At 59.1% G+C, this 22,521-nt stretch carries 14 protein-coding genes and 3 pseudogenes; 9 read left to right on the top strand and 8 right to left on the bottom strand.

Features of this window, described 5'->3' with window-relative positions; genetic code table 11:
* Window positions 1-226: 226 nt before the first annotated feature.
* Window positions 227-1,077 (bottom strand): annotated as a pseudogene (locus ACM6JQ_RS08575) (DUF2817 domain-containing protein); the annotation flags it as partial.
* Window positions 1,078-1,601: 524 nt separating this feature from the next.
* Between ACM6JQ_RS08575 and ACM6JQ_RS08570 the strand changes: the two are divergent.
* Complete coding sequence (locus tag ACM6JQ_RS08570) at window positions 1,602-2,204, top strand: hypothetical protein (RefSeq protein WP_414893565.1); 603 nt, start codon at window positions 1,602-1,604, stop codon at window positions 2,202-2,204.
* Between the two features lie 480 nt (window positions 2,205-2,684).
* A complete protein-coding gene (locus tag ACM6JQ_RS08565) occupies window positions 2,685-3,545 on the top strand; it encodes a hypothetical protein (RefSeq protein WP_414893564.1) in 861 nt (286 codons plus the stop codon).
* Window positions 3,546-4,204: 659 nt separating this feature from the next.
* Here the strand turns inward: ACM6JQ_RS08565 and ACM6JQ_RS08560 are convergent.
* A complete protein-coding gene (locus ACM6JQ_RS08560) occupies window positions 4,205-5,179 on the bottom strand; it encodes a hypothetical protein (RefSeq protein WP_414893563.1) in 975 nt (324 codons plus the stop codon).
* 342 nt (window positions 5,180-5,521) lie between these two features.
* Between ACM6JQ_RS08560 and ACM6JQ_RS08555 the strand changes: the two genes are divergently transcribed.
* Window positions 5,522-5,803, top strand: coding sequence for a hypothetical protein (locus ACM6JQ_RS08555; protein ID WP_414893562.1), 282 nt, complete (start codon window positions 5,522-5,524; stop codon window positions 5,801-5,803).
* Window positions 5,804-6,192: 389 nt separating this feature from the next.
* On the opposite strand, the gene ACM6JQ_RS08550 is transcribed toward ACM6JQ_RS08555, so the two are convergent.
* Window positions 6,193-7,293, bottom strand: a complete 1,101-nt coding sequence (locus ACM6JQ_RS08550) for a DUF2817 domain-containing protein (protein WP_414893561.1) — start codon at window positions 7,291-7,293, stop codon at window positions 6,193-6,195.
* A 260-nt stretch (window positions 7,294-7,553) separates the two neighbouring features.
* Here ACM6JQ_RS08550 and ggt point away from each other — a divergent pair, with 260 nt between their 5' ends.
* Complete coding sequence (gene ggt / locus ACM6JQ_RS08545; RefSeq protein ID WP_414893560.1) at window positions 7,554-9,386, top strand: gamma-glutamyltransferase; 1,833 nt, start codon at window positions 7,554-7,556, stop codon at window positions 9,384-9,386.
* Window positions 9,387-9,467: 81 nt separating this feature from the next.
* Here the strand turns inward: ggt and ACM6JQ_RS08540 are convergent, their stop codons facing one another.
* The 4 genes and pseudogenes from ACM6JQ_RS08540 to ACM6JQ_RS08525 form a co-directional block, all read right to left on the bottom strand.
* Entirely contained in the window at window positions 9,468-10,100 is a 633-nt protein-coding gene (locus ACM6JQ_RS08540) for a LysE family translocator (RefSeq protein WP_414893559.1), read from the bottom strand.
* 74 nt (window positions 10,101-10,174) lie between these two features.
* Entirely contained in the window at window positions 10,175-10,774 is a 600-nt protein-coding gene (locus ACM6JQ_RS08535) for a flavin reductase family protein (RefSeq protein ID WP_414893558.1), read from the bottom strand.
* 182 nt (window positions 10,775-10,956) lie between these two features.
* Window positions 10,957-11,394, bottom strand: a pseudogene (locus tag ACM6JQ_RS08530) (methyl-accepting chemotaxis protein); the annotation flags it as partial.
* 102 nt (window positions 11,395-11,496) lie between these two features.
* Window positions 11,497-12,273: pseudogene (locus ACM6JQ_RS08525) on the bottom strand (PAS domain-containing protein); the annotation flags it as partial.
* Window positions 12,274-12,511: 238 nt separating this feature from the next.
* Between ACM6JQ_RS08525 and ACM6JQ_RS08520 the strand changes: the two are divergent.
* Window positions 12,512-13,882 (top strand): gluconate:H+ symporter, encoded by a 1,371-nt coding sequence (locus tag ACM6JQ_RS08520; RefSeq protein WP_007912937.1) that lies wholly within the window; start codon window positions 12,512-12,514, stop codon window positions 13,880-13,882.
* A gap of 39 nt (window positions 13,883-13,921) precedes the next feature.
* Here ACM6JQ_RS08520 and ACM6JQ_RS08515 read toward each other — a convergent pair whose 3' ends face one another.
* A complete protein-coding gene (locus ACM6JQ_RS08515) occupies window positions 13,922-15,235 on the bottom strand; it encodes an MFS transporter (RefSeq protein ID WP_414893557.1) in 1,314 nt (437 codons plus the stop codon).
* 350 nt (window positions 15,236-15,585) lie between these two features.
* Here ACM6JQ_RS08515 and ACM6JQ_RS08510 point away from each other — a divergent pair, with 350 nt between their 5' ends.
* The 4 genes from ACM6JQ_RS08510 to acpA all read left to right on the top strand — a co-directional run bounded on the left by ACM6JQ_RS08510 (window position 15,586) and on the right by acpA (window position 22,419).
* Window positions 15,586-17,004, top strand: coding sequence for a short-chain fatty acid transporter (locus tag ACM6JQ_RS08510; protein ID WP_095114366.1), 1,419 nt, complete (start codon window positions 15,586-15,588; stop codon window positions 17,002-17,004).
* 185 nt (window positions 17,005-17,189) lie between these two features.
* Window positions 17,190-18,887 carry a molecular chaperone HscC gene (locus tag ACM6JQ_RS08505; RefSeq protein ID WP_007912942.1) on the top strand — a complete coding sequence of 566 codons (1,698 nt, stop codon included), beginning with the start codon at window positions 17,190-17,192 and terminating at the stop codon, window positions 18,885-18,887.
* 11 nt (window positions 18,888-18,898) lie between these two features.
* Entirely contained in the window at window positions 18,899-20,626 is a 1,728-nt protein-coding gene (locus tag ACM6JQ_RS08500; protein ID WP_414893556.1) for a J domain-containing protein, read from the top strand.
* Window positions 20,627-20,724: 98 nt separating this feature from the next.
* Entirely contained in the window at window positions 20,725-22,419 is a 1,695-nt protein-coding gene (gene acpA, locus ACM6JQ_RS08495; RefSeq protein WP_414893555.1) for an acid phosphatase, read from the top strand.
* Window positions 22,420-22,521: the final 102 nt, after the last annotated feature.

The raw sequence follows: 22,521 nt of genomic DNA, 5'->3' as shown, positions 1-22,521 counted from the left end.
AAATGTCGAGCAACCGCCAAGCTGAAGCGAAGTACTACAGGCGCGAAATGCCTTTTCATTCGACTGAATCGGTACCGAGCGATCTGGTTGAAAAAACACTGTAGGAAACGGGTTCGATCCAGGTATGAAGTAGATCGCACAGCACAAATACAAAAAAACGGCTTACCGCAAAGTGAGCCGTTTTTTGTGCCTGGAGGAAAGTGCTGACAGCAAGGACACTGATGATTTACTGCGACCAGTTTTCCAACGCCGACAACCCTTTCGCCCAGATTTGCCGCGTGCGCAAACCGACCATTGCGCGCCAATCCGGATCGGCTGGATAGAACTGCTCGAGCAGATTCAACTTGATCGCCCTCCCCGTCGCATCCAGCGGATCACCATGCAGATGCAGCCAATGGTCATCGCGCAAATGCCGATGCACATCCGGCCCCGGATACGTCCCGCACTCGATCACGAACGGCGTCAACTGCACGTCCGGTAAAGCATTGAGCAACGCTTGGGAGGTGTACCCGGTAGCCGTCGCAGCCACTCCGGTTTCGCTCAAGGTTTCGGCGCCGGTGTGCAGGGTGTAAAGCCATGGACCATAAATCGCCTGGGCCTGCGCGAGTGCCGGGTAAGGCGCCTGGGTGATGGTCAGCAACATCGGATGGCGGTATCGCCAGCGCCGGTGTGTAGGTCGAAGCACATCACGGTCTCAGCGGCTGTCAGATGCTCATTGATGATTTGATGCAAGGTGCGATTCGACCAGCTCGGCGCGCGGCCGCCGTACAACAGGCTCACCGCCGGCCAGCCGTGTTCGTTGATCTGCGCATCGAGCAAGGCATCCGCGCGTTGGCGCTCGGGGCCGTGCAAATCGGTGCAGGCGTAGATTTCATGCAGTGCGGCGTAAGCGCGGTTATCCGGCAACGGCACCGTGAAATCCAGATGATTACGGTTGAGGTCGATGTTGTCTTCGTTAACCCGGCGCAACCACGCCGTGCCCCATGGGTTGATCAGGTGCACCATCACCACCGCGACATCCTTGGGCAGCGAACCGGGTTCGAAGGTTTTCAGCCAATCGATCTGCCAATCCGAGCCGGCGCGGATTTCCTTGAGTGGTGACCACGCGCAGTGACCACCACCAGTGACCATTCTGGTACTGAGCGGCCGTAACGACTGAATAGCTCTGATCCATGAAAAGTTCATCAGCCAACCCCAACGTCTAACTCGAATCAGATTACTAAGATTTGACGGCACGGATTGGCCGGCCTTCACTCATGTCTCGACAGATACGGTGGATCAAGGAGCGACCATGATTTGGGAGCGCAGGCACGACCCTGAGGAATACGTTTTAATCATCGCGGAAGTTTTCTATGACCCCGCCCGGCGGAAGAATGGTGTTCGACCAGCAAGCGGACAGTCCTTTTCCCAAAACATGAAGATCGAGTGCTCTAGAGAGATCAGAAATTATCCGGTAGGCACGAAGGTGCGCCTGCGAGTTGTGGAGACAACAAAAGAGGACAGTCGACCATTTCTGTACAGCAGTTACAAATGGGCGCATGAACTCGTTTAACTTTCCTCCCTTGGACTTGCCAAATCAAACTGACCCGAAGGAACACAAAATGTCAGGAACGGACGAAGATTTTGATGCTGAAGCATGGCTAGCTGGCCGCCCATCTCTAACCGAGATGAATAGTCATCCCAATCACTGGTTCAATCGGTCATCAGATCTACACGCAAGCGCAGGGGCGGTGTGGCATTCCATGGGAGACAACAGAACTCTAATCGCCGAAGAACTCGGGCTAGGATCGAGCTTCGACATGGGAATTGCCTGTTATCACGTTTACCACATGCTATGCGGCCTTGCCCTCGAGGTCATGATGAAGGCGGTTCTGATACAACGAAGGGTCGAACCGAAGGATTTCAAGACTCATTCCTTTGAAAAGCTCAACCGCCTTTTGAGGGTATCGATAGGGGAGCAAGAGAGAAACCTACTCAAGTTCTATGAAGGCATGCTTGTCTGGGCAGCTCGATATCCGACGCCTACAGACGCCACTGACGAAAAGCTCGAATCATTCTACTCACTGGCTAATTCCGTTTTGACTATGGACGGACCACCTTTAGAAGGAACAACCCTTCGCTTTACCGTCAATAGTGGAGCTACAGACTGGGCTGTGTTCAGCGCTCTGTGGGCGAAGTACGCCGGTCTCTTTGACCATAAATGACGTGCATTAGGTTTCTAAAGTGATCTGAGAAAGCATTGAACAGTGTGGGCGCTTTGGAAAATGCGAGGCGTCCTCACACAGGCTAGTTTCACGCACCCTTCACGTGTCATCTTCACGCATGGAATGCGTTTCCTGTGGCAGCGAACTGGATTGTTACGCAGCCTGGTACGCATATGGCACCGGCAGCCGCCAGCAAGTTCGCACATGGTTCGCAACCACCATTGCGCGCGAACCGCCGTGCCCATGCCGACCTTTCGCGACAAAGTCGTAAAACCCCTGGCTGACATCCAGGCATCCCCGCTATCTAGAGTTGTGGTCGTCGAAGGTTTCCACTGAGGTTTCGACCATAAACCGTGGTTTCTGCTGGAAACCTGGCCTGTTGCCTATCAAACCCACGGAGGAGGCGCGACGAGCTTGGAGGCCCTTCACAAAAGCCGACGGGCGCGTAGGATTAATATGCGCAAATTGGAGGGCGCCTCTATGAAATTGATCATGGACTTCAAGGCAGACTGGCACGACACACTCAAGGAGATCATGAGCAAGGAATGGGGGATGGACACGACAGGACTTACTACAGACGTCCCCGTTCATTACTTCAACGCAGCACAGAGAAGAATATCCGCGAGGGCTAGGACGCTACTAGTATCGGATACCTTCAAGTGCCCCGAAGAACACCAGGCTGGCTGGGACCTAATTCAGCAAAAAGTGAAAGATGGTCAAGATCTAACCCCGCACCTGAGCAAGCTTATCGAAAAAACGACAAAAACAGATCTGATGCTGAACGACTGGGGGGTTTACCACTTACACCTTGGAACTCAGATCAAAAACGGTTTTGTCGAAAGAGCAGGCCCGTTGCTCTTCGCCAGAATCACTGATGAGTACTTTTATGCGATTGATATTTACGACCATCATTCGTGGACGAACAGCGAAATCGTGGAAACTGTTCATCGCAACTGGCCGGAGTCAGTTGCCCGTTGGGTCATACAAGGCGTAAAGGGGGAAAGGCTCACCGACGAGGAGCGAGCTGCGTTACGGAAAGTACACATGAACGCATTTTTCCTTACCGAGGATGAGACAACATACGGCCCTTTGGGCGGCGGCACAGTAGCGTCAGGGCACAACGTATTCTCAGTTATCCAAATGGACATCGAGCATGATCGCCTTGAATGCTTGGAGCGTCGACTGGTTGAAATTACCGGCGAGGTGATGCCAGAGCTCAAAAAAGCTGGCTACACAGACGCGGCGGAAGTGACTGCCAAGCTCGTTCTAACGGAAGGGTTTTACGCTGCTTTCTTCCCTGAATACAGGCTCCTGGTGAATTTCTATCCCCGTACCGCTTGAGCGGTTCGCTGGCCGGTCCCGAGTGTTTGATTGACTTCGAATACTTTGACCACGCTTTGAAGGAATGTGAGACAGGCGTGAGACGAAATCCGCGCAGCGCAACCGTCTGAGGCTTATTCCGCGCGCGTGGCGTCAAAGAGTCGGGCTTTGCCGTCTCATACCCATGACAGACCCCAGACAGATTCTGGACAGGCTCTGGATGGATTTACCGGCCGCATTTGAGTAGGTGGCGGGGGGGGCGCTACGGCCATCAAGGCCGATTCAACGCGGAGGGCTGAAGGGAATAGCCGAGTCGTCCAGAACGGATAGGGCTGTTTCAGCGCAGGAGACGCCCAAATCCTTGACCCCCCTTGACGGAGCCTTGACGAAATTCTTGACAGGTCTTGACGGACTTATCCGGAGCCATCAGCGATCAGGAGCCCTGAAAGCAACGCAGATCAAGGCTTTGCGAGCATTCGGGCTGTTTGACCAGCACCAGCCCTGTCTAAAATTCGAGAGGCGGCCGTCAAGGTAACTGCTTGATCAAAAACCAGGCCTACGCTGGCGGGATGAGGTGGTGAAATACCGGGTCAGGTAAATCCTCAGTGTGACAACCATTAGGAAGTAGACACTGAAGGATTATGATGATTAAAACCAACAACTGCCGACAGTGGCATGCTTCAAATACCGAAGGGAATTTCTTGGTTCAATACAATCCCATCTTGCACCGACGGGCATACATATTGCTCATTTGGAGCAAACGTCGGCATAGAGATTATATGAAACGGCGAAAAGCCACCCATGAATGAATTAGTGTGGATCTCAGGCCCCCACTGGGCTGCGAGCATTACATGAACCGCGGCCATTGCGTCGATGACAAATTGAATCTGAGCCTGTTCAAATTTTCCCTCTCGATCGTGCTTGACGGCGTTGTAGGCGGAATACCATTCAAGACTTTGAGAAGGCTTGGCTATATCCCAACTTTCAAAAGGCGCGATGAATCTGTATCCAAAGTAATCCTTTAACGTCACACGCCATTCTTTAAGACGCAGAACTGGGGCAAGCTTTATGTAATCTTTCGTGCCAAGGTTGGGGCTTGCGGGCGGTTTCTGCATATTCTGTAGCAATACGCTCTTCCAGTGAGATTCGACTTCAGTACAAGCGAGAATCAGTAGTTCTCGGGCGCGGTGCCCGAAGCAATGATCGTTTGTGCTACTCGGTTCCACATACCTAAAGAGCTCGACCAAGCCGCTGAAAAGACTGGTTGCGGCTACCGTTGCTTGCTTGCGTGAGGAGTAAATCAGCGGTGAAGGCGCGACACCTTCATAGCCGCCAAAGCCGGGTGACTTGGGGATGCCCCGCCAGACTCTTGGATGAAAACAGCCCATCGGAGTGATGAGTTCCGAAACTAAAGATAAATCAACGTCTATTCCATTTGCCGCGAAATTCCACTTTGCAAGGTTGTGTAACTCTGGAAATTTGACGTCATACAAATCTGGGTTGTGACGGGCTGTAACTGAAAACCCATGGAGTTTGGACATTTCTGTAGCCACGCGAGAGTAATGAGGTAGGAACATGAATGGCGCCCCCTCATCGTTCTCCCAAAAAGCACCAAAGGTCCTGTTTTTATCTTCGAATACGTAGACGGTCGCCATAGTTTTTTTTCTGCCCATCTGTAGAGGCTTTTCGACTCAGGGAGTATATGAATCTGACGGGATAATTTGCATTGGGAAATTGCATCCCGCCGCAGGAAACATCCAATGTGTTGTCTGATCGAAAAAGTACTTAGCACACCAACAAATACTAGACAGGCCCTAGACGGATTCAGGTCGGCAAAATACCAGTGAGGAGCCGGGCATGTGCGTGGTGCGCGGCTTCCGGCGGGGACGGCGTGCCGACGCGCTGCTGGCCTGTCTAATATCTTGCGGACGCCTTGGCTCCTGACAGCAGGCCGGAGCAGGCGACAAGAAACTACCAAGGATTTCTCGGTAGTTCGATTGCGCACTGATAACATCGGCAGATCATCGCTGGCGCCGATCCGCTCCAACGCCAGCATTCCGCGAGCACGAGGACTGCGCCGTGTCTGTGATCGATTGCGATACCTGCCAACCGAGAAAGTGAAGATCCCCGCCGAGCTGGCGCTGCTGATCATCAGGAAGGCCAGCGCCATGGCGGCTACATTCGAGGAGCAGGCGCTCGATCAACTGACCAAGGACGCGCTACAAGCGCTCAGGCAAGGCGCAGACCCGCAGAAGCTCATCAGGGAAATGCGGCTGTGAGAGGCGCCGGGAAGTTATCAGCAACTGCCCTACCGAAATGGGAGGGCAGGTAGCCGCGGCCACTCCCCCTTCCCGGGGTAGCGCTTCAGTGGCGCCGGATCGAAGCGGGGGTACCGTTCATCGGCTACAAGAGAGCAGCTTCAATGGTTAATCCTGGACGACGGCGAACAAACCAAAAACAGCCCAGCAGACGGCGCTGTGTATCCCCTAGTGTATCCCTTGAATATCGCCACTTATAAATATTAAATAAATACAGTAGGTTAGGCGTCCAGTTCAATTGCCTGTGTACCACCAAGTACTAAAAACGGCTTACCGAAAGGTAGGCCGTTTTTTTATGCCTCGAGAAAAGTGCGATTTCGTGATGGGGGATTTCTCCCCTCATCTGGTTTTCAGCCTGTCAGCGCCGCCAACCCTTTCGCCCAGATCTGCCGAGTGCGCAACCCGACCATCGCCCGCCAGTCCGGATCGGCCGGATAGAACTGCTCCAGCAGATTCAGTTTGATTTCACGTCCTACCGCATCTAGCGGATCGCCATGCAAATGCAACCAATGGTCATCACGCAAATGCCGATGCACATCCGGCCCCGGATACGTCCCGCATTCGATCACGAACGGCATCAACTGCACGTCCGGCAAGGCCTTGAGCAACGCCTGCGAGGTGTACCCCGTAGCCGTCGCTGCCACGCCGGTTTCGCTCAAGGTGTCGGCGCCGGTGTGCAGGGTGTAAAGCCATGGGCCATAAATTGCCTGGGCCTGCGCGAGAGCCGGGTAAGGCGCCTGGGTGATGGTCAGCAACATCGGATGACCGTACTCGCCAGCGCCGGTGTGCAGGTCAAAACACATCACGGTTTCAGCGCCAGCCAGATGCGTTTCGATGATTTGGTGCAAGGTGCGATTCGACCAGCTCGGCGCACGGCCACCGTAAAACAGTCCGTCGGGATGGCTGTGTTGACCACCCTCGACAATCGACATCACCGCTGGCCAGCCGTGTTCGTTGATCTGCGCATCGAGCAAGGCATCGGCGCGTTGGCGCTCGGGGCCGTGCAAATCGGTGCAGGCGTAGATCTCATGCAGTGCGGCGTACGCGCGGTTATCCGGTAGCGGCCCGGTGAAGTCGAGGTGATTGCGGTTGAGGTCGATGTTGTCTTCGTTGACCCGGCGTAACCATGCCGTGCCCCATGGGTTGATCAGGTGCACCATCACCACCGCGACATCCTTGGGCAGCGAGCCCGGTACGAATGCCTTCAGCCAATCGATCTGACAATCCGAGCCGTAATAGCCCTCGACGCCGTGCGTACCGCTGAGCGCTACCAGTCGGCGTTTGGCCTGTGGATCGCCGAGCACGGCGACGTCGGTGCTCAGGGGTTCGCCAAAGGGGCCGCTGCGTGGATGGGCGTACGAGGTGAGCGTGGCACCGGCGGCGTTAGCGGCGGCGATGAACTGTTCGCGTTGGTCGCGGTAGCTGGATTCGGTGGGGAACTCGCTGTGCATATCAGCCTCTTGTTGATCTTGTAATTGTAGGAGTGAGCCTGCTCGCGATAGCGGTGGTTCAGTCAGCAATGATGTTGAATGTGATGACGCTATCGCGAGCAGGCGAAGGCCTACAAGGGGACGTGTGCGGTAGATCGATTGCGGTTGACCCTAGCGAACATCCGCCCCGAAAAGAAAGACAAAAATGCCCACCGGTTTGCGTCGCGACCGAGCGGTCGATAAAGTCCCCGAGACTTTTATCCCACGGACGGAGAGCCCGCGTGTTTTCAGCCTTGCCCTTGAGCCGCTTTCGCCTGCCTGCCCTGACGCTGATCATCAGCGCCCTGACCCTCACCGCGTGCAACGCCCCGCCCTCCTCGACTTTGCCGCTGGCACCTGAAGCTGCTTCCGGTTACCGCACCGATCTGCAAACCCGTCACGCCAGTAAACACATGGCCGCCGCTGCCAATCCACTGGCGGCCGAGGCTGGTCGCGAGATGCTGCGTCAGGGCGGTTCGGCGATTGATGCGGCGATTGCGATGCAAGCGGTGCTGACCTTGGTTGAGCCGCAGTCTTCCGGGATCGGTGGCGGCGCGATGATCGTGTTGTGGGACGGTAAACAGGTGCGCACGTATGACGGTCGCGAAACCGCACCGGCCGGCGCGACCGAGAAACTGTTCTTGCGCGCCGATGGCCAACCGATGTCGTTCCCGCAAGCACAGATCGGCGGTCGTTCGGTCGGTACACCGGGCGTGTTGCGCGCGCTGGAAATGGCACATAAACAACACGGTCGCCTGCCGTGGGCGAAGCTGTTCGAACCGGCAATCAAACTGTCCGAGCAAGGCTTTGCGATCTCTGCGCGTCTGCACTCGCTGCTGGAATCAGATCCAGTCATCCGCAAGTCGCCTGATATGGCCAGGTACTTCCTCAATGCCGATGGCAGCGTCAAAGCCGTCGGCACGCGCCTGCAAAACCCGGCGCTGGCCGCCGTGCTCAAACGCATCGCCAACGAGGGCCCGGACGCGTTGTACAAAGGCCCGATCGCCGAAGAAATCGTCGCCAAGGTGCAGGGCCACGCCAACCCCGGCAGCCTGTCGCTGAACGATCTGCAGCGCTATCAGGCCAAGGAACGCGCGCCGCTGTGCACCGATTACAAGCGCTGGCAGGTCTGCGGCATGCCGCCGCCGTCGTCGGGCGGGATCGCCGTGGCGCAGATTCTTGGTACGTTGCAGGCGCTGGAAACCCGCGATCCACGCCTTTCCCTGACGCCGCTCAAACCAGTGAAAACCGACAAACCGGCTGGCATCGAACCGGCGCCAGAGGCTGTGCATTTGATCGCCGAGGCCGAACGTCTGGCCTACGCCGACCGTGCGCAATACGTCGCCGACACCGACTTCGTGCCGGTGCCGGTCAAAGGCCTGGTCGATCCCGGTTACCTCGCCAGCCGCGCCAGCCTGATCGGCGAACGCAGCATGGGCAGCGCCAAACCAGGCACGCCACCGGGTGTGCAGGTTGCCTACGCCCCGGACCGCTCGCCGCTGCGCATCTCCACCTCGCAAGTGGTCGCGGTGGATGACCTCGGCGGCGCCGTGTCGATGACCACCACCATCGAGGCCGCGTTCGGTTCGCACCTGATGGTTCAGGGCTTTCTGCTGAACAACCAGATGACCGACTTCTCGTTCATCCCCGAAGAGAACGGCCAGAAAGTCGCCAACCGCGTCGAACCCTTAAAACGCCCGCGCTCGTCGATGGCGCCGACGTTGATCTTTGATCGCCACAGCGGCGAATTCGTCGCCACCGTCGGCTCGCCCGGCGGTTCGCAAATCATCGAATACGTGGCGAAAACCACCGTCGGCCTGCTCGACTGGAACCTCGACCCGCAAAGCGCCATCAGCCTGCCCAACTTCGGCAGCCGCAACGGCCCCACCGAACTGGAACAAGGCCAGTTCAGCCCGACGCTGATTCAGGCACTGAAAGACAAAGGGCACGCAGTGAATGAAATCGACATGACCAGCGGCACCCAGGCCATCGTGCGGGTCAAGGATGCGCAGGGGAAAGCGTCGCTGGAAGGTGGCGCGGATCCACGGCGTGAAGGCGAAGCGTTGGGGGATTGAGGCTAGAACGCAAACAAAAAAGGCTTACCGCGAGGTAGGCCTTTTTTCATGCAACTGATTTAACTTGGAAGATCAGTCGGCTCAGCGATTAGCCAGCAGATGCACCCCAAACAGCAAATAACAACCACCGGCCAAGCGATCCAGCCATTGCCGCGAACGCTCATACACACCAGCAATCCGGCGACTGGCGAAGAACAGCGCTACGCAGCAATACCAACTGAACGACAGCGTCGCCATGGTCAGCACCGCCAGCGCCAGCAACAGTGGCGGGATGTGAGCCGGCATGGCGGTGGCGAAGATTGTCGCGACGAACAGGGCGGATTTGGGATTGGTCATGTTGCCCAGAAAGCCGCGGCCATAAGCGCCGAGCAACGTTTGCTGCGAGTCATCCAGCGTACCCGCGACGATCGGCGCCTTGCGCTTGAACTGCTTGAGCCCGAGGTAGATCAGGTAACAGCCGCCGGCAATCTTGAAGCTCAGGTACAGCGTCGGCGCGGCACTGAACAGCGACTGAATGCCCAAGCCCCCCGCCAGCCCCCACAACACGGTTCCGCTGGCTACGCCCAGCGCCGCGACCACGCCATGACGGCGGGAACGGCTGACCGCGAGTTGCGCGATGTTGAAGAAGTTCGGACCGGGCGTGACCACCGCGACTGTCCACAACAGGGCCAACGACAGCAGCGGCGCCAGATAACTTGAAAAGGAAAGATCCATGGGGCATGCGCCTGATAGGTTTGACGATGCTCTCCACCTTGCAACATCCGGTAATGTTTTGCCATCAGCCGTATTCAAACCGCTAACGTCTTGCCATCCACCGCGTCACCAATCTTCAGGAAATGCCCGCCCGCCACGTGGTGCAAGGTGCGCAAGCCATCGTGCCCTTCGAAATGCCAGCGTCCGTCGCTGAACACACGCTCATCGGCATGGGCGGCGATGACTTCGGCGAGGAACAGATCGTATTGCTCGTGATTGCGCGGCTCCGGGAGCAAACGGCATTCGAGCCAGGCCACACAGCCGTCGAGCAAAGGTGCTTCGACTTGTTCGCCGGTAAACGTCTGCAAGCCGTACGCCTGAAACTTGTCTTGCCCTTGGGTTTGGCTGATTTCCAAGCCCGACGTATTGCCGACGGTTTGCACGATGTCGGCCTGATTGACGCAAGGTACATTGAGCACGAAGGTGCCGGACGCTTCGAGTAACTGGCGGGTCCAGGTCGATTTGTCGAGGACGACGGCAACGTTCGGTGGCTCGAAATCCAGCGGCATGGCCCAAGCGGCAGCCATGATGTTGCGCTGACCGTCGTGGGCGGCGCTGACCAGAACGGTCGGCCCGTGGTTGAGCAAACGGTAGGCTTTGTTCAGGGGCACCGGGCGGCGGTGGGAATCGCTCATGGGAATCTGCTCCGGGGAAAAGGAGCAGATTGTAGCGCCAGCATCGAAATACAGGCAGGTGAAAACTCTGTAGGAGCTGCGGCACGCTGCGATCATTTGATCTTGATGTTGATCCTCGGAATCAAGATCAAAAGATCGCAGCCTCGTTTCACTCGACAGCTCCTACAGGGGTTGGGTGCAGGTCAGTGGGAGAGTTGATTGGCGAACTGGCCGACGGCATTCACGACTTTCTGCGCACCGTCCTGAATCTCGACGATCACCGTGCCCGCCTCGGCCGCCAGCGCCAGCCCTTGTTCGGCCTGAAGCTTGCCGTCGGTCATCAGCGCCACGGCGTTGCGCGCCATTTCCTGGTTCTGCCGCACCACAGTGACGATCTCTTCGGTCGCCTGACTGGTGCGCGAGGCCAGTTGTCGCACTTCGTCGGCCACCACCGCAAAGCCTCGGCCCTGCTCGCCGGCACGGGCCGCTTCGATGGCAGCGTTGAGCGCCAGCAGGTTGGTCTGTTCGGCAATGCCGCTGATGGTTTTAACGATGGTACCGATCACCTGCGACTGCTCGTTCAGTGCCTCGATGCCCTCACCGGCAGCCTGCATGTGCCGCGACAGATCTCGCATTACGTTGACCGCTTCAGTCACCACCGTGGTACCGCGCTGGGCGGTGCTGTCGGTTTGCTGCGAGGTGCTGTAGGCGATGCTGGCTGCGTCGGCGACGGCTTGCTCGCGGTTGACCTGATCGGTGATCACCGTGGCGAACTTCACCACTTTGTACAGTTTGTCGTTGGCATCGACCACCGGGTTGTAGGACGCCTCCAGCCAGACCGTACGACCGTGGCTGTCGACACGCTTGAAGCGATCAGCCACGAACTCACCGTTGTTCAAACGGCGCCAGAAGTTTTGGTACTCGGCGCTGTTGTACTCCTCCGGCGTGCAGAACATGCGGTGATGTTTGCCCTTGATCTGCGCCAGGCTGTAACCCATGCCGCTGAGGAAGCGATCGTTGGCGTTCAGCACATTGCCGTTGAGGTCGAACTCGATTACCGCGGTCGAACGCACAAGCGCACCGATCAGGTTTTCGTGTTCACGAGAAGCTTCGATGGTGCGGGTCAGGTCGCTGGCGAACAGCGAAATGTGCTTGATGCGCCCATCCGAGGAGCGCACCGGTTGCACGATCGAACGCAGCCACGCTTCTTCACCATTGCCGCGCAGCAGGCGCACGGCACCGGCGAAATGTTCGCCGCGGTTCATGGCGTTTTTGAAGCGGTGATGGAACTCGTCAGTCTTCACATGCGCCGGGACGATGTCTTCAATCGCCCGCCCGATCAGGTCCTGACTCTTGTAGAGCATCTCGGTGAGGAAGTTCTGGTTGACCGATTGAATGCGCCCGTCGGGCTCAAGGTTCAGCACCAGCATCTCGCTTTCCAGGCTTTCCTTCACCTGCACGAGGCTGGAGAGTTCTTCACGAAGAGCGGCCAGCTCTTGCTTCAGGCGTTTGTTGAACATGGGAAAGTACCGATGGGCAGGATAGAAAGCGGGATGCAGCCTAGCCATCGGCCTTGAAAATCTTTTCTGAAGAGCGTTTGCGACCGGTCAGTCAAAAATAATCTCGATAGGCCACTGGTCTGTTCTGTTCCCCACCGAGCGACTGCAAAACCCAGCGCTCTGGCCCGGCCATATCGGGTATCCTCAAGGCAAATTGCAACAATATGTTGCAGCTATCCGCCCGATAAGGAGTTCCGTTTTGGATTTATCGACCGCTGCCTGGATGGTTCACGACACCCGCCTGATTCTCTGCTGTCTGCTGGCCATTGCGACGATTATCGTGTTGATCAGCGCGACTAAACTGCCGCCGTTTCTATCGATCCTGATCGGTACTTTCATTGCCGGTGTCGGCGCTGGTTTACCGCCCGAAGACGTGGCCAAGGCGTTCAGCAAGGGCGCCGGGGCGATTCTCGGTGAAGCGGGGATCATCATTGCGCTGGGGTCGATGCTCGGTGCGCTGATGGCCGAATCCGGCGCCGCCGACCGCATTGCGTCGACCTTGCTCGGGCTGGGCAAAGGCAAGTCATTGCCGTGGGTCATGGCGCTGGTGGCGATGGTGATCGGCCTGCCGCTGTTCTTTGAAGTGGGCCTGGTGATGATGGTGCCGATCATTTTCGTCATGGCTCGCCGTTCGGGTCAGCCGCTGTTGAAAATCGCGATTCCGGCGCTGGCCGGGATGACCACGCTGCATGCTCTTATGCCTCCGCATCCCGGGCCGTTGATTGCTGTCAGCGCGTTGCATGCCGACCTTGGGCTGACCATGCTGCTGGGTTTCAGCATTGCCATCCCGGCGGTGATTCTGGCCGGGCCGCTGTACGGCAATTGGCTGTCGAAACGCATGCACATTGATGAGCCGGCAGAACTCGGCGCGCTGTTCAGTGCGCCGCCGAAAGCGCCGCGCCAGCCGAGTTTCGCCATGTCGCTGCTGATCATTCTGCTGCCGGTGCTGCTGATGCTCGGCAGCACCCTGGCGAAAGTCGCGATGAGCCCGCAAAGCAGCGTCGCCCTGAGCCTGAAGTTTCTCGGCGAACCGTTGGTGGCGCTAAGCATTGCGGTGATGGCGGCGGTGATCTGCCTCGGTTGGGCCAACGGCATGCCCCGTGAAGACGTCGGCGGCACCCTGCGTAAAAGTCTGGCGCCGATTGCCGTGCTGTTGCTGACCATCGGCGCCGGCGGCGGCTTGAAGCAGACATTGCTGGATGCCGGCGTCAGTCAGACCATCAGCAAAGTCGCCGAAGGCGCGCACATGCCGTACCTGTTGCTGGCCTGGTTGATCGCTGTGGCATTGCGTCAGGCCACAGGCTCGGCGACGGTGGCCACGACCACGACGGCGGGGATTCTGGCGCCGATGATGGCGGGCCTCGCCGCGACGCAAAGTTCGTTGGTGGCATTGGCGATTGGTGCCGGCTCGGTGTTCTTCTGCCACGTCAACGACGCCGGTTTCTGGATGGTTCGCGAGTACTTTGGCTTGCAGCTGAAACAGACGATCTGGGTCTGGTCGATCCTGCAAACCATCGTCTCGGTGGTGGGTCTGGCGGGGACGTTACTGTGGTGGCACTGGTTGACGTAACGGCCTCCGCGGGTTTGCGCTGAGGCCGTTAACTCGCCTTCAGGAACAAGGCGCCACGGATTGGCTGCCGACTCGGGGCATGCGCGCGCCGAAATACGCCGCGCTGACGATGCCGACCATGCCCATCAGCGCGCAGAACATCACACAAATCCACGGGCTCCACGGCATCAGACCGATCAGCAGCAGCGGTGTGATGCTTGCCCACGCGGCGTAGGCGATGTTGTAGGTGAAGGAAATGCCTGACACGCGGATACGCGCAGGGAACAAACCGACCATCACCGACGGCACCGCACCGACCACACCGCACGCCAGACCGGCGACGGCGTAAGCCAGGCCAATCCATTCGCCGCCCATGATCAAACAGCCATACAGCACGCCGATGCCCAACGGTAGCAGCAGGCTATACAGCATGACCGTGCGCCAGGCGCCAATACGATCGACCAGCAACCCGGCGATCACGCAGCCGATATTGAGAAACACGATACCCAAGGCACTGAGCGCGAAGGTGTGGCTGGCGGTCATGCCGAAAGTTTTCTGCATCATGGTTGGGGTGATCACTACGAACACCACCACCGCCGAGGTCAGCACGCAAGTCAGCAGCATCGCCGGCAACATCGCCAGACGATGCTCGCGCAGAACGGTGCGCAAGGGCAGCTCGACCCGCGCCTCGCGCTGCGCTTCCATGGCCATGAACACCGGGGTTTCGCTCAGCCAGCGGCGCAGATAAACGCCAATCACGCCGAACACACCGCCGAGCAGGAACGGATAGCGCCAGGCGTAATCAAGGACTTCCGCCGGGGTGAAGACTTGCGCGAGAAACGTCGCCGTCAATGCGCCGATCAAGTAACCGAACGTCAGCCCGGCCTGCAAGAAACCCAAGGCATACCCGCGATGACCGGCCGGCGCGTGCTCGGCGACAAACACCCAGGCGCTCGGTACTTCACCGCCGACTGCCGCACCCTGGAGGATGCGCAGCGCCAGCAACAGCAAAGGCGCGAAATAACCGATCTGTGCATAAGTCGGCATGATGCCGATCAGCAGGCACGGCAGCGCCATCATCAGGATGCTCAGGCTGAAGACTTTCTTGCGCCCGAGTTTGTCGGCGAAATGCGCCATCAGAATCCCGCCCAGCGGCCGCGCCAGATAACCGGTGACGAAGATGCCGAAGCTTTGCAGCAGACGCAGCCATTCGGGCATTTCCGGCGGGAAGAACAACTGGCTGAGGGTCAGGGCGAAGAACACGAAGATGATGAAATCGTAGATTTCCAGCGCGCCGCCCAGGGCCGCAAGGCCGAGGGTCTTGTAGTCGGAACGGCTGAACGGCGCAGGTTTGGCCGGGGATTGGGCAGTCATGGCAAAGAACTCGGAAACAGGCAAAAACCAAGGCGCCCATGGTCTACGCAAATGGGCTGGTGGACAACCCGTTAGACCATAGTCCCGGTTTTGCAAAACCTGCTCACAAAGCATCGGCAGTTGAATTACTGTTAATGCCTGTCCAGCGGGACCACGCCAACGCCGGCCAACCGCCGTAAACCCCATGTGGGAGCGAGCCTGCTCGCGAAAGCGTCAGTTCAGGCAACTTCAATGTTGAATGTGCCGACCTCTTCGCGAGCAGGCTCGCTCCCACAGGGATCTCTGTGTTGTCGAGATCGGCGAGCGTTCCCGCGGACCACAATAACCATAAAAAATCCGAGGTACTCCCTGTGGCCGTTGATATCGAAGATAGCCGCTCCGCACGCTTTGCCCTGCGCTGTTCAAGTTTTGCCGAACGCTGGTTTCCCGACTCCTGGGTATTCGCCGCGCTGGCGGTGATCATCGTCGCCCTGGCCACGCTGGCCATGGGCGCCAAACCCACCGATGCTGCCATGGCCTTCGGGGACGGCTTCTGGAGTCTGATTCCGTTCACCATGCAGATGGCCTTCGTGGTGATCGGCGGCTACGTGGTCGCCAGTTCGCCGCCCGCTGTAAAACTGATTGATCGCCTGGCACGCATCCCGAAAAACGGCCGTTCCGCCGTGGCGTGGGTGGCGCTGATCTCGATGGTCGCGTCCCTGCTCAACTGGGGCTTGTCCTTGGTATTCGGCGGTTTGCTGGTGCGCGCCCTCGCCCGCCGCACCGATCTGAAAATGGATTACCGCGCTGCCGGCGCCGCTGCCTATCTGGGCCTTGGCGCGGTGTGGGCGCTGGGCTTGTCGTCGTCGGCTGCGCAATTGCAGGCCAACCCCGCCAGCCTGCCGCCGTCGATCCTGTCGATCACCGGGGTGATTCCGTTCACCGAAACGATTTTCCTCTGGCAGTCGGGCGTGATGCTGCTGGCGCTGATCGTGATCTCGATCATCATTGCCTACGCTACCGCCCCCGGGCCGAATTCGGCACGTGACGCCGAGGCCTGTGGGATCGACCCGGCCTTCAACCTGCCACCGCTGCAACCGCGCACGCGGCCGGGTGAATGGCTGGAACACAGTCCGCTGCTGATCATCGTGCTGGTGCTGCTGGCGGCGGGATGGCTGTTCCATGAGTTTTCGACCAAACCGGCGATCACCGCGATTTCCGGGCTCAATACTTACAACTTCCTGTTCATCATGCTCGGCGCATTGCTGCACTGGCGTCCGCGCAGTTTCCTCGATGCCGTGGCCCGCGCGGTGCCGACCACCACGGGCGTGTTGATTCAATTCCCGCTGTATGGCTCGATTGCCGCGCTGATGACTACGGTCAAAGGCACCGACGCGCAAACCCTGGCGCACCACATCTCGACGTTCTTCGTCAGCATCGCCTCCCACGACACCTATGCGCTGCTGATGGGCGTGTATTCAGCGATTCTCGGTTTCTTCATTCCGTCGGGTGGCGGCAAGTGGATCATCGAAGCGCCGTACGTGATGCAGGTCGCCAATGATCTGCAATATCACCTCGGCTGGGCGGTACAGATCTACAACGCCGCCGAAGCGTTGCCGAACCTGATCAACCCGTTCTACATGCTGCCGCTGCTGGGCGTGCTGGGGTTGAAGGCGCGGGATCTGATTGGTTTCTCCTTCGTGCAACTGCTGGTGCACACGCCGCTGGTGCTGCTGTTGTTGTGGGCGCTGGGGACGACACTGGCGTATACGCCGCCAGTGATGCCGTAACAAAGCGGGCGCGGTCATGCTGGCCGCGCCCGCATTTTTCTCCTGAAACAGCCGTGTGTCGGGCTGCCTGTCGCAAATAATGGCTCAGAGCCATCATCCTGCTTTACCGCATCGCACCCTCGGTAATATTCTGCGCGCCCATAAATGTTTCCATTTTTTACCAAGCGCAAAGGGAGTTCGTTGCAATGATCGTAGGGATTGACCTGGGAACCACCAACAGCCTGGTCGCCGTCTGGCGGGGCGATGCCACCGAGTTGGTGCCCAATGCCCTGGGCCAGTTCCTGACACCAAGCGTCGTCGGCCTGGATGATCAAGGCCGGATTCTGGTGGGTCAGGCGGCGCGCGAGCGTCTGCACACGCATCCGCGCCTGACCGCTTCGCTGTTCAAGCGCCACATGGGCAGCGCCACGCAAACGTACCTGGCGGACAAGGCGTTTCGCCCGGAAGAACTCTCCGCCTTGGTGCTCAAGAGTCTGAAAGAAGACGTTGAGCGCGCGTTTGGCGAAACCGTCACCGAAGCTGTGATCAGCGTCCCGGCCTACTTCAGCGACGCTCAACGCAAAGCCACGCGCATCGCCGGCGAACTGGCCGGGCTGAAGGTCGAGAAGCTGATCAACGAGCCGACCGCCGCCGCCCTCGCCTATGGACTGCACCAGCGCGACAAGGAAACCTCGTTCCTGGTCTTCGACCTCGGTGGCGGCACGTTCGACGTGTCGATTCTGGAGTTGTTCGAAGGCGTGATGGAGGTCCGCGCCAGTGCCGGTGACAACTTCCTCGGCGGCGAAGACTTCGACACCGTGCTGCTGGAGCACTTCATCAGCCAGCACCGTTCCGCCGCAGACTTCCCGGAGCGCAGCAGCGTCATCCAGCCGCTGCGTCGCGAGGCCGAGCGCGTGCGCAAGGCGCTGGGTCAGGACGACAGCGCTGAATTCCGCTTGCAACTCGGTGAGCGGCAGTGGACGCACACCATTACTCAGCAACAGTTGGCGACGCTGTACATGCCGCTGCTCGAACGTCTGCGCGCGCCGATTGAACGGGCGCTGCGCGATGCGCGCATCCGCGTCAGCGATCTCGACGAGATTCTGCTGGTCGGCGGTACCACGCGCATGCCGCTGGTGCGCAAACTCGCTGCCGGGCTTTTCGGCCGGTTCCCGTCGATCACCCTCGACCCGGATCAGGTTGTGGCCCAGGGCGCGGCCATTCAGGCGGCACTCAAGGCCCGCGCCGCAGCGCTGGAAGAAGTGGTGTTGACCGATGTCTGCTCTTACACGCTGGGCATCGAGACCTCCACGCAGGTCGGCCGCAACTATGAGAGCGGCCACTACCTGCCGATCATCGAGCGCAACAGCATCGTGCCGGTCAGTCGGGTGAAAACCGTGTACACCCTGCACGACAATCAGGAACAGGTGGTCGTGCGCATCTTTCAGGGCGAAAGCCGTCTGGTCAAAGACAACGTGGCACTCGGCGAACTGGACATCAAGGTGCCGAAACGCAAGGCCGGCGAAGTTGCCCTCGACGTGCGTTTCACCTACGACAACAACGGTCTGCTCGAAGCCCAGGTGAAAATCCCCCTGACCGGGCAACAGCATTCGCTGGTCATCGAGAACAACCCCGGCGTGCTGTCACCCGAGGAGATCCAGCAACGCCTGGCGAACCTCGCACAACTGAAGATTCATCCGCGCGAGCAGCAGGTCAACACGCTGCTCAGTGCACGTCTGGAGCGCCTCTATCAGGAAAGCCTGGGCGATCTGCGTGATCTGATGGGCGATTGGGCCAAGCAATTCCAGATCGCGCTCGACTCTCAGGATGAGCGCCAGATCCGCGAAGTGCGCACCGATTTGAGCCGACGCCTGAGCGAACTCGACCGCACCCCGTGGCAATAAGGAGTCTGGCCATGGATTGCTGGTCGGTGCTGCACCTGCACGATGACGCCGAAGCCCGCGACATCAAGCGCGCCTATGCGCGGCTGCTGAAAACCTTCCGCCCCGATGAGGATGCCGAAGGTTTCCAGCGCCTGCGCGAAGCCTACGAGCAAGCGCTGGCGATTGCCCGGTGGCGCCTTGAAAACGCCGAACCCGAGGAGGAACAAGACACCGACGTCGCCACGGCGTCCAGCGCCTTTGCCGCGCTAGCGTTCGATGCTGCGCTGGCCAACAAACACAGCCACCGGCAAAACCAGCCGTGGGAATTTGCCGATCTCGACTTTCCGCCCGTCAACCCGGCAGCCCCAGAGCCTTTTGCACCGCCGGCGAAGGATGATGTTTTGCCTGTCGAGCCACTGACGGCGGCCCCGGACACAGAAGCGTATGTGCTTGAAGCGCAGGCCGCACGGCAACTGCTTGAGGGACTGTCGCCTGAAAATCTCGGCGAGCGTTGGGATCAGGCGCAACAGCAAAGCTGCGCCAAGGCGTTCGAAAGGCTGCTGCTGCAACGGTGTTTTGACCAGCCACAATTGCGCAGCCCAGTGCTGCACTGGGCCGTCGAGCACCTCGGATGGCTAGGGCCGTGGCAAGACGTGCTGATGAATGATCGCCAGCGCGACCTGCTCGCCGAAAGCCTGATGGCCGATTATCGAAACGCCCTGCAAGCGCTGCTCGAAAGCCAGAGCGAACGCGAATTTCTCAACGTGCTCAAACGCTACAGCGCTCAACCGTGGCTGCAGGTATTCGATCGCCGCGAACAATGGCAGCAAACCCTTTTGCACTTGCTCAATGACACTGAGTGGAGCGTGCCGCTGTTCGAACGCATCGGCCAACTGTTCGGCTGGGATCACAACAAAGGCCTGCACCCGCAACCGGACTGGCTCTGGGACACCTTGATCGAACGCTGCGAGCAGGAAAGTTTCTACGACAATCTGCGCGCCAAGGCTGAAAGCGACCGCACGTGGGCGGCCGATGTTCAGGCGGCGCACTTGTTGATCAACCCGCTCAAGCCTCTGCAGCAAAAGAAAATCATCGACGGCTTTGGCCAGAATGAATGGCAGGCCTGCCATGACTTGTCGGAAAAGCTCACGTGGCGCTTCCCCGAGCTGCTCGCACGTTTGCCTTATGCCGATGTTTTTTACTGGCGACGGTTCTTTCCACGACCGATTGCCGCCGAAACCTGGGTGTGGGTCTGGACAGCGATTGCCTTGGCGCTGTTCCTGCAACATCTGTCCTCCCAAGAAAAAACGGCCATGCACCTCGTCTTCTTGCCGATGTTGTTTGCCTGCGTGCCGGTATGGTTTTTTCGCTTTGCCCTGAGTTGGTGGGTGGTGCTCACGTCCTATGTCATCGTGCCGGACCTGTGGCTCACCGAATGGCTGATACCGCGCAAATGGAACCCTGACACGCGCTGGCTGCTGATACGCCACGGAGTACCGCAAGGGATGATGGTGCTGCTGTTTTCGCTGATGCTGGGGCCGCTGGGCGCGCTCACTTATGTCGGCACGCTCCTGATCGGGCTGGTGCACAAACGCCGTATCGGTTCGCTCGATCCGGAACTGAGCAGCCGCCGCCCGTGGCTGACCGCATTGCACTGGGCGCACTTCAGTCCGCTGCAATTGCTGTTTCTGGTGGTCATGACCGCCGTAACAGCGGCCAGCAGGCTCGGCTATTCGCTCACCCAGCTCATGCCCGGCTAGGAGCGCAACGACAAAACGCTCTGTCACCCAACCGTCATATTCCCTTGCTAGCGTCCGCCCGAAACATACTGAAACAATTAAGCAAAACGGGCTGAACGATGAAAGACGACACAGACGGCACTGACGCAGCTGAATCCAATCAACCCACCGACACCAGTCGCCGCCGCTTCCTCGGCGGCGTCGCGGTGCTCGGTGTCGGAGCCACACTGGCCGGGTGTGGCAGCGCAGGTGATCAACCGGGCAAACCGGCCGAGCGCCCGCTGACGCCCGCCGAACTGGACAAGTCCCTGCGCGATCAGGTGAAAACCGTGGTGGTGATCTACGCCGAGAACCGCAGTTTCAATAATCTGTTCGGTGATTTCCCCGGTGTCGAAAAGCCGCTGGCCGCACTCAAGCCCGGCGACTATCAACAACGTGACCGCGACGGCTCGCTGCTGCAAACCCTGCCACCCGTTTGGGGCGGCGTCCTGCAGATCGGCCCGCAAACCCTCGATGGCGTGTCTTACCCCAGCGCCACGCAGTTTCAGGAAAACCTGCCCAATGCACCGTTCGCCCTCAAAGGACCGAATGGCGAAGACTTGCCATTCGGTCTGGTGACCCGCGATTTGTGGCACGTGTTCTATCAGAACCAGATGCAGATCAATGGTGGCAAGAACGACGGCTTCGTCGCTTGGGCCGACTCCGGTGGTTTGACCATGGGTCATTACGCGCAGAGCCGTTATTCCCTGCGCCTGTGGGACGTCGCTCAGGAGTTCGTGCTGTGCGACAACTTCTTTCAGGGCGCCTTCGGTGGCTCGTTCCTCAACCACCAGTACCTGATCAGCGCCACCGCGCCGTTCTATCCGGACGCAGCCAATTCGGTGGCCAAGTCGCAGATCGCCGCGCTGCAAAGCGATGATCCGGCCGATCCGCGCCTCAAGCCGCTGGACGCATCGCCGGCCAGCGCCATGACCGGCCCGCCGCAGTTCGGCCCGAGTGCGCTGACCCCGGACGGCTTTGGCGTCAACACCCTCGCCCCGCCCTATTGGCCCACCTGGATTCGCGACCCCGAGCGCCCGGCGTATTCGAAAGCGGATCTGCCCAACGTCATGGTGCCGCAGACCCACGAGCATATCGGCGACAAGTTGTCGAAAAAGAACATTGACTGGGCGTGGTATGCCGGTGCGTGGCAGGCGACGCTGGATCAGTACAAGGATTCCGGCGGCATTCCGAAAATCCCCAACTTCCAGTATCACCATCAGCCGTTCAACTACTTCAAACAGCAAGGTCCGGAGAACCTCGACGAGCGCAACAAACGTCTGCGTGATGCCGGCTTGGGTGACGAATCGAGCAGCAACAAGTTCTTCGCCGATGCCGAAGCGGGCAAGTTGCCGGCGGTGAGTTTCTACAAACCCCAAGGCAACCTGAACATGCACGCCGGTTATGCCGATGTGGCTTCCGGGGATCGACACATCGTGCGCGCGTTGAAAGTGCTGCGCGAAAGCCCCCAGTGGAAAAACATGGTGGTCATCGTCACGGTCGACGAGAACGGCGGTTGGTGGGATCACGTCGCGCCGCCCAAGGGCGACCGCTGGGGTCCGGGGTCACGCGTGCCGGCGCTGGTAGTGTCGCCGTTCGCGCGCAAAGGCACGGTGGATCACACGGTCTACGACACCGCGTCGATCCTGCGGCTGATCACCCGTGTCTTCCAGTTGGAGACCCTTGACGGCCTCAAGCAACGGGACGAGGCGATGATTGCCCGGGGTCAGAAACCCATGGGCGATCTGACCAACGCCCTGCATTTTCAGGCTTGAAAACCCGCCCTGCGAGTTTGCGCAAAAATCTGCCGATGACGGCTTCTCTGTCAAACGCGGCTGATCCACTATGAGGCGCCCCCGATACGCGGGGGAACCCAC

It is taken from the genome of Pseudomonas sp. IT-232MI5, from assembly GCF_949767845.1.
Classification (GTDB): domain Bacteria; phylum Pseudomonadota; class Gammaproteobacteria; order Pseudomonadales; family Pseudomonadaceae; genus Aquipseudomonas.
This window is presented reverse-complemented; position numbering and strand designations above follow the sequence as displayed.

What these genes read in the sequence shown, in the direction of transcription:
- ACM6JQ_RS08570 (WP_414893565.1), top strand. Translation starts at nt 1,602, where the DNA reads ATGTCAGGAACGGACGAAGATTTTGATGCTGAAGCATGGCTAGCTGGC.
- ACM6JQ_RS08565 (WP_414893564.1), top strand. Translation starts at nt 2,685, where the DNA reads ATGAAATTGATCATGGACTTCAAGGCAGACTGGCACGACACACTCAAG.
- ACM6JQ_RS08560 (WP_414893563.1), bottom strand. Translation starts at nt 5,179, where the DNA reads ATGGCGACCGTCTACGTATTCGAAGATAAAAACAGGACCTTTGGTGCT.
- ACM6JQ_RS08550 (WP_414893561.1), bottom strand. Translation starts at nt 7,293, where the DNA reads ATGCACAGCGAGTTCCCCACCGAATCCAGCTACCGCGACCAACGCGAA.
- ACM6JQ_RS08540 (WP_414893559.1), bottom strand. Translation starts at nt 10,100, where the DNA reads ATGGATCTTTCCTTTTCAAGTTATCTGGCGCCGCTGCTGTCGTTGGCC.
- ACM6JQ_RS08535 (WP_414893558.1), bottom strand. Translation starts at nt 10,774, where the DNA reads ATGAGCGATTCCCACCGCCGCCCGGTGCCCCTGAACAAAGCCTACCGT.
- ACM6JQ_RS08515 (WP_414893557.1), bottom strand. Translation starts at nt 15,235, where the DNA reads ATGACTGCCCAATCCCCGGCCAAACCTGCGCCGTTCAGCCGTTCCGAC.
- ACM6JQ_RS08505 (WP_007912942.1), top strand. Translation starts at nt 17,190, where the DNA reads ATGATCGTAGGGATTGACCTGGGAACCACCAACAGCCTGGTCGCCGTC.
- ACM6JQ_RS08500 (WP_414893556.1), top strand. Translation starts at nt 18,899, where the DNA reads ATGGATTGCTGGTCGGTGCTGCACCTGCACGATGACGCCGAAGCCCGC.
- acpA (WP_414893555.1), top strand. Translation starts at nt 20,725, where the DNA reads ATGAAAGACGACACAGACGGCACTGACGCAGCTGAATCCAATCAACCC.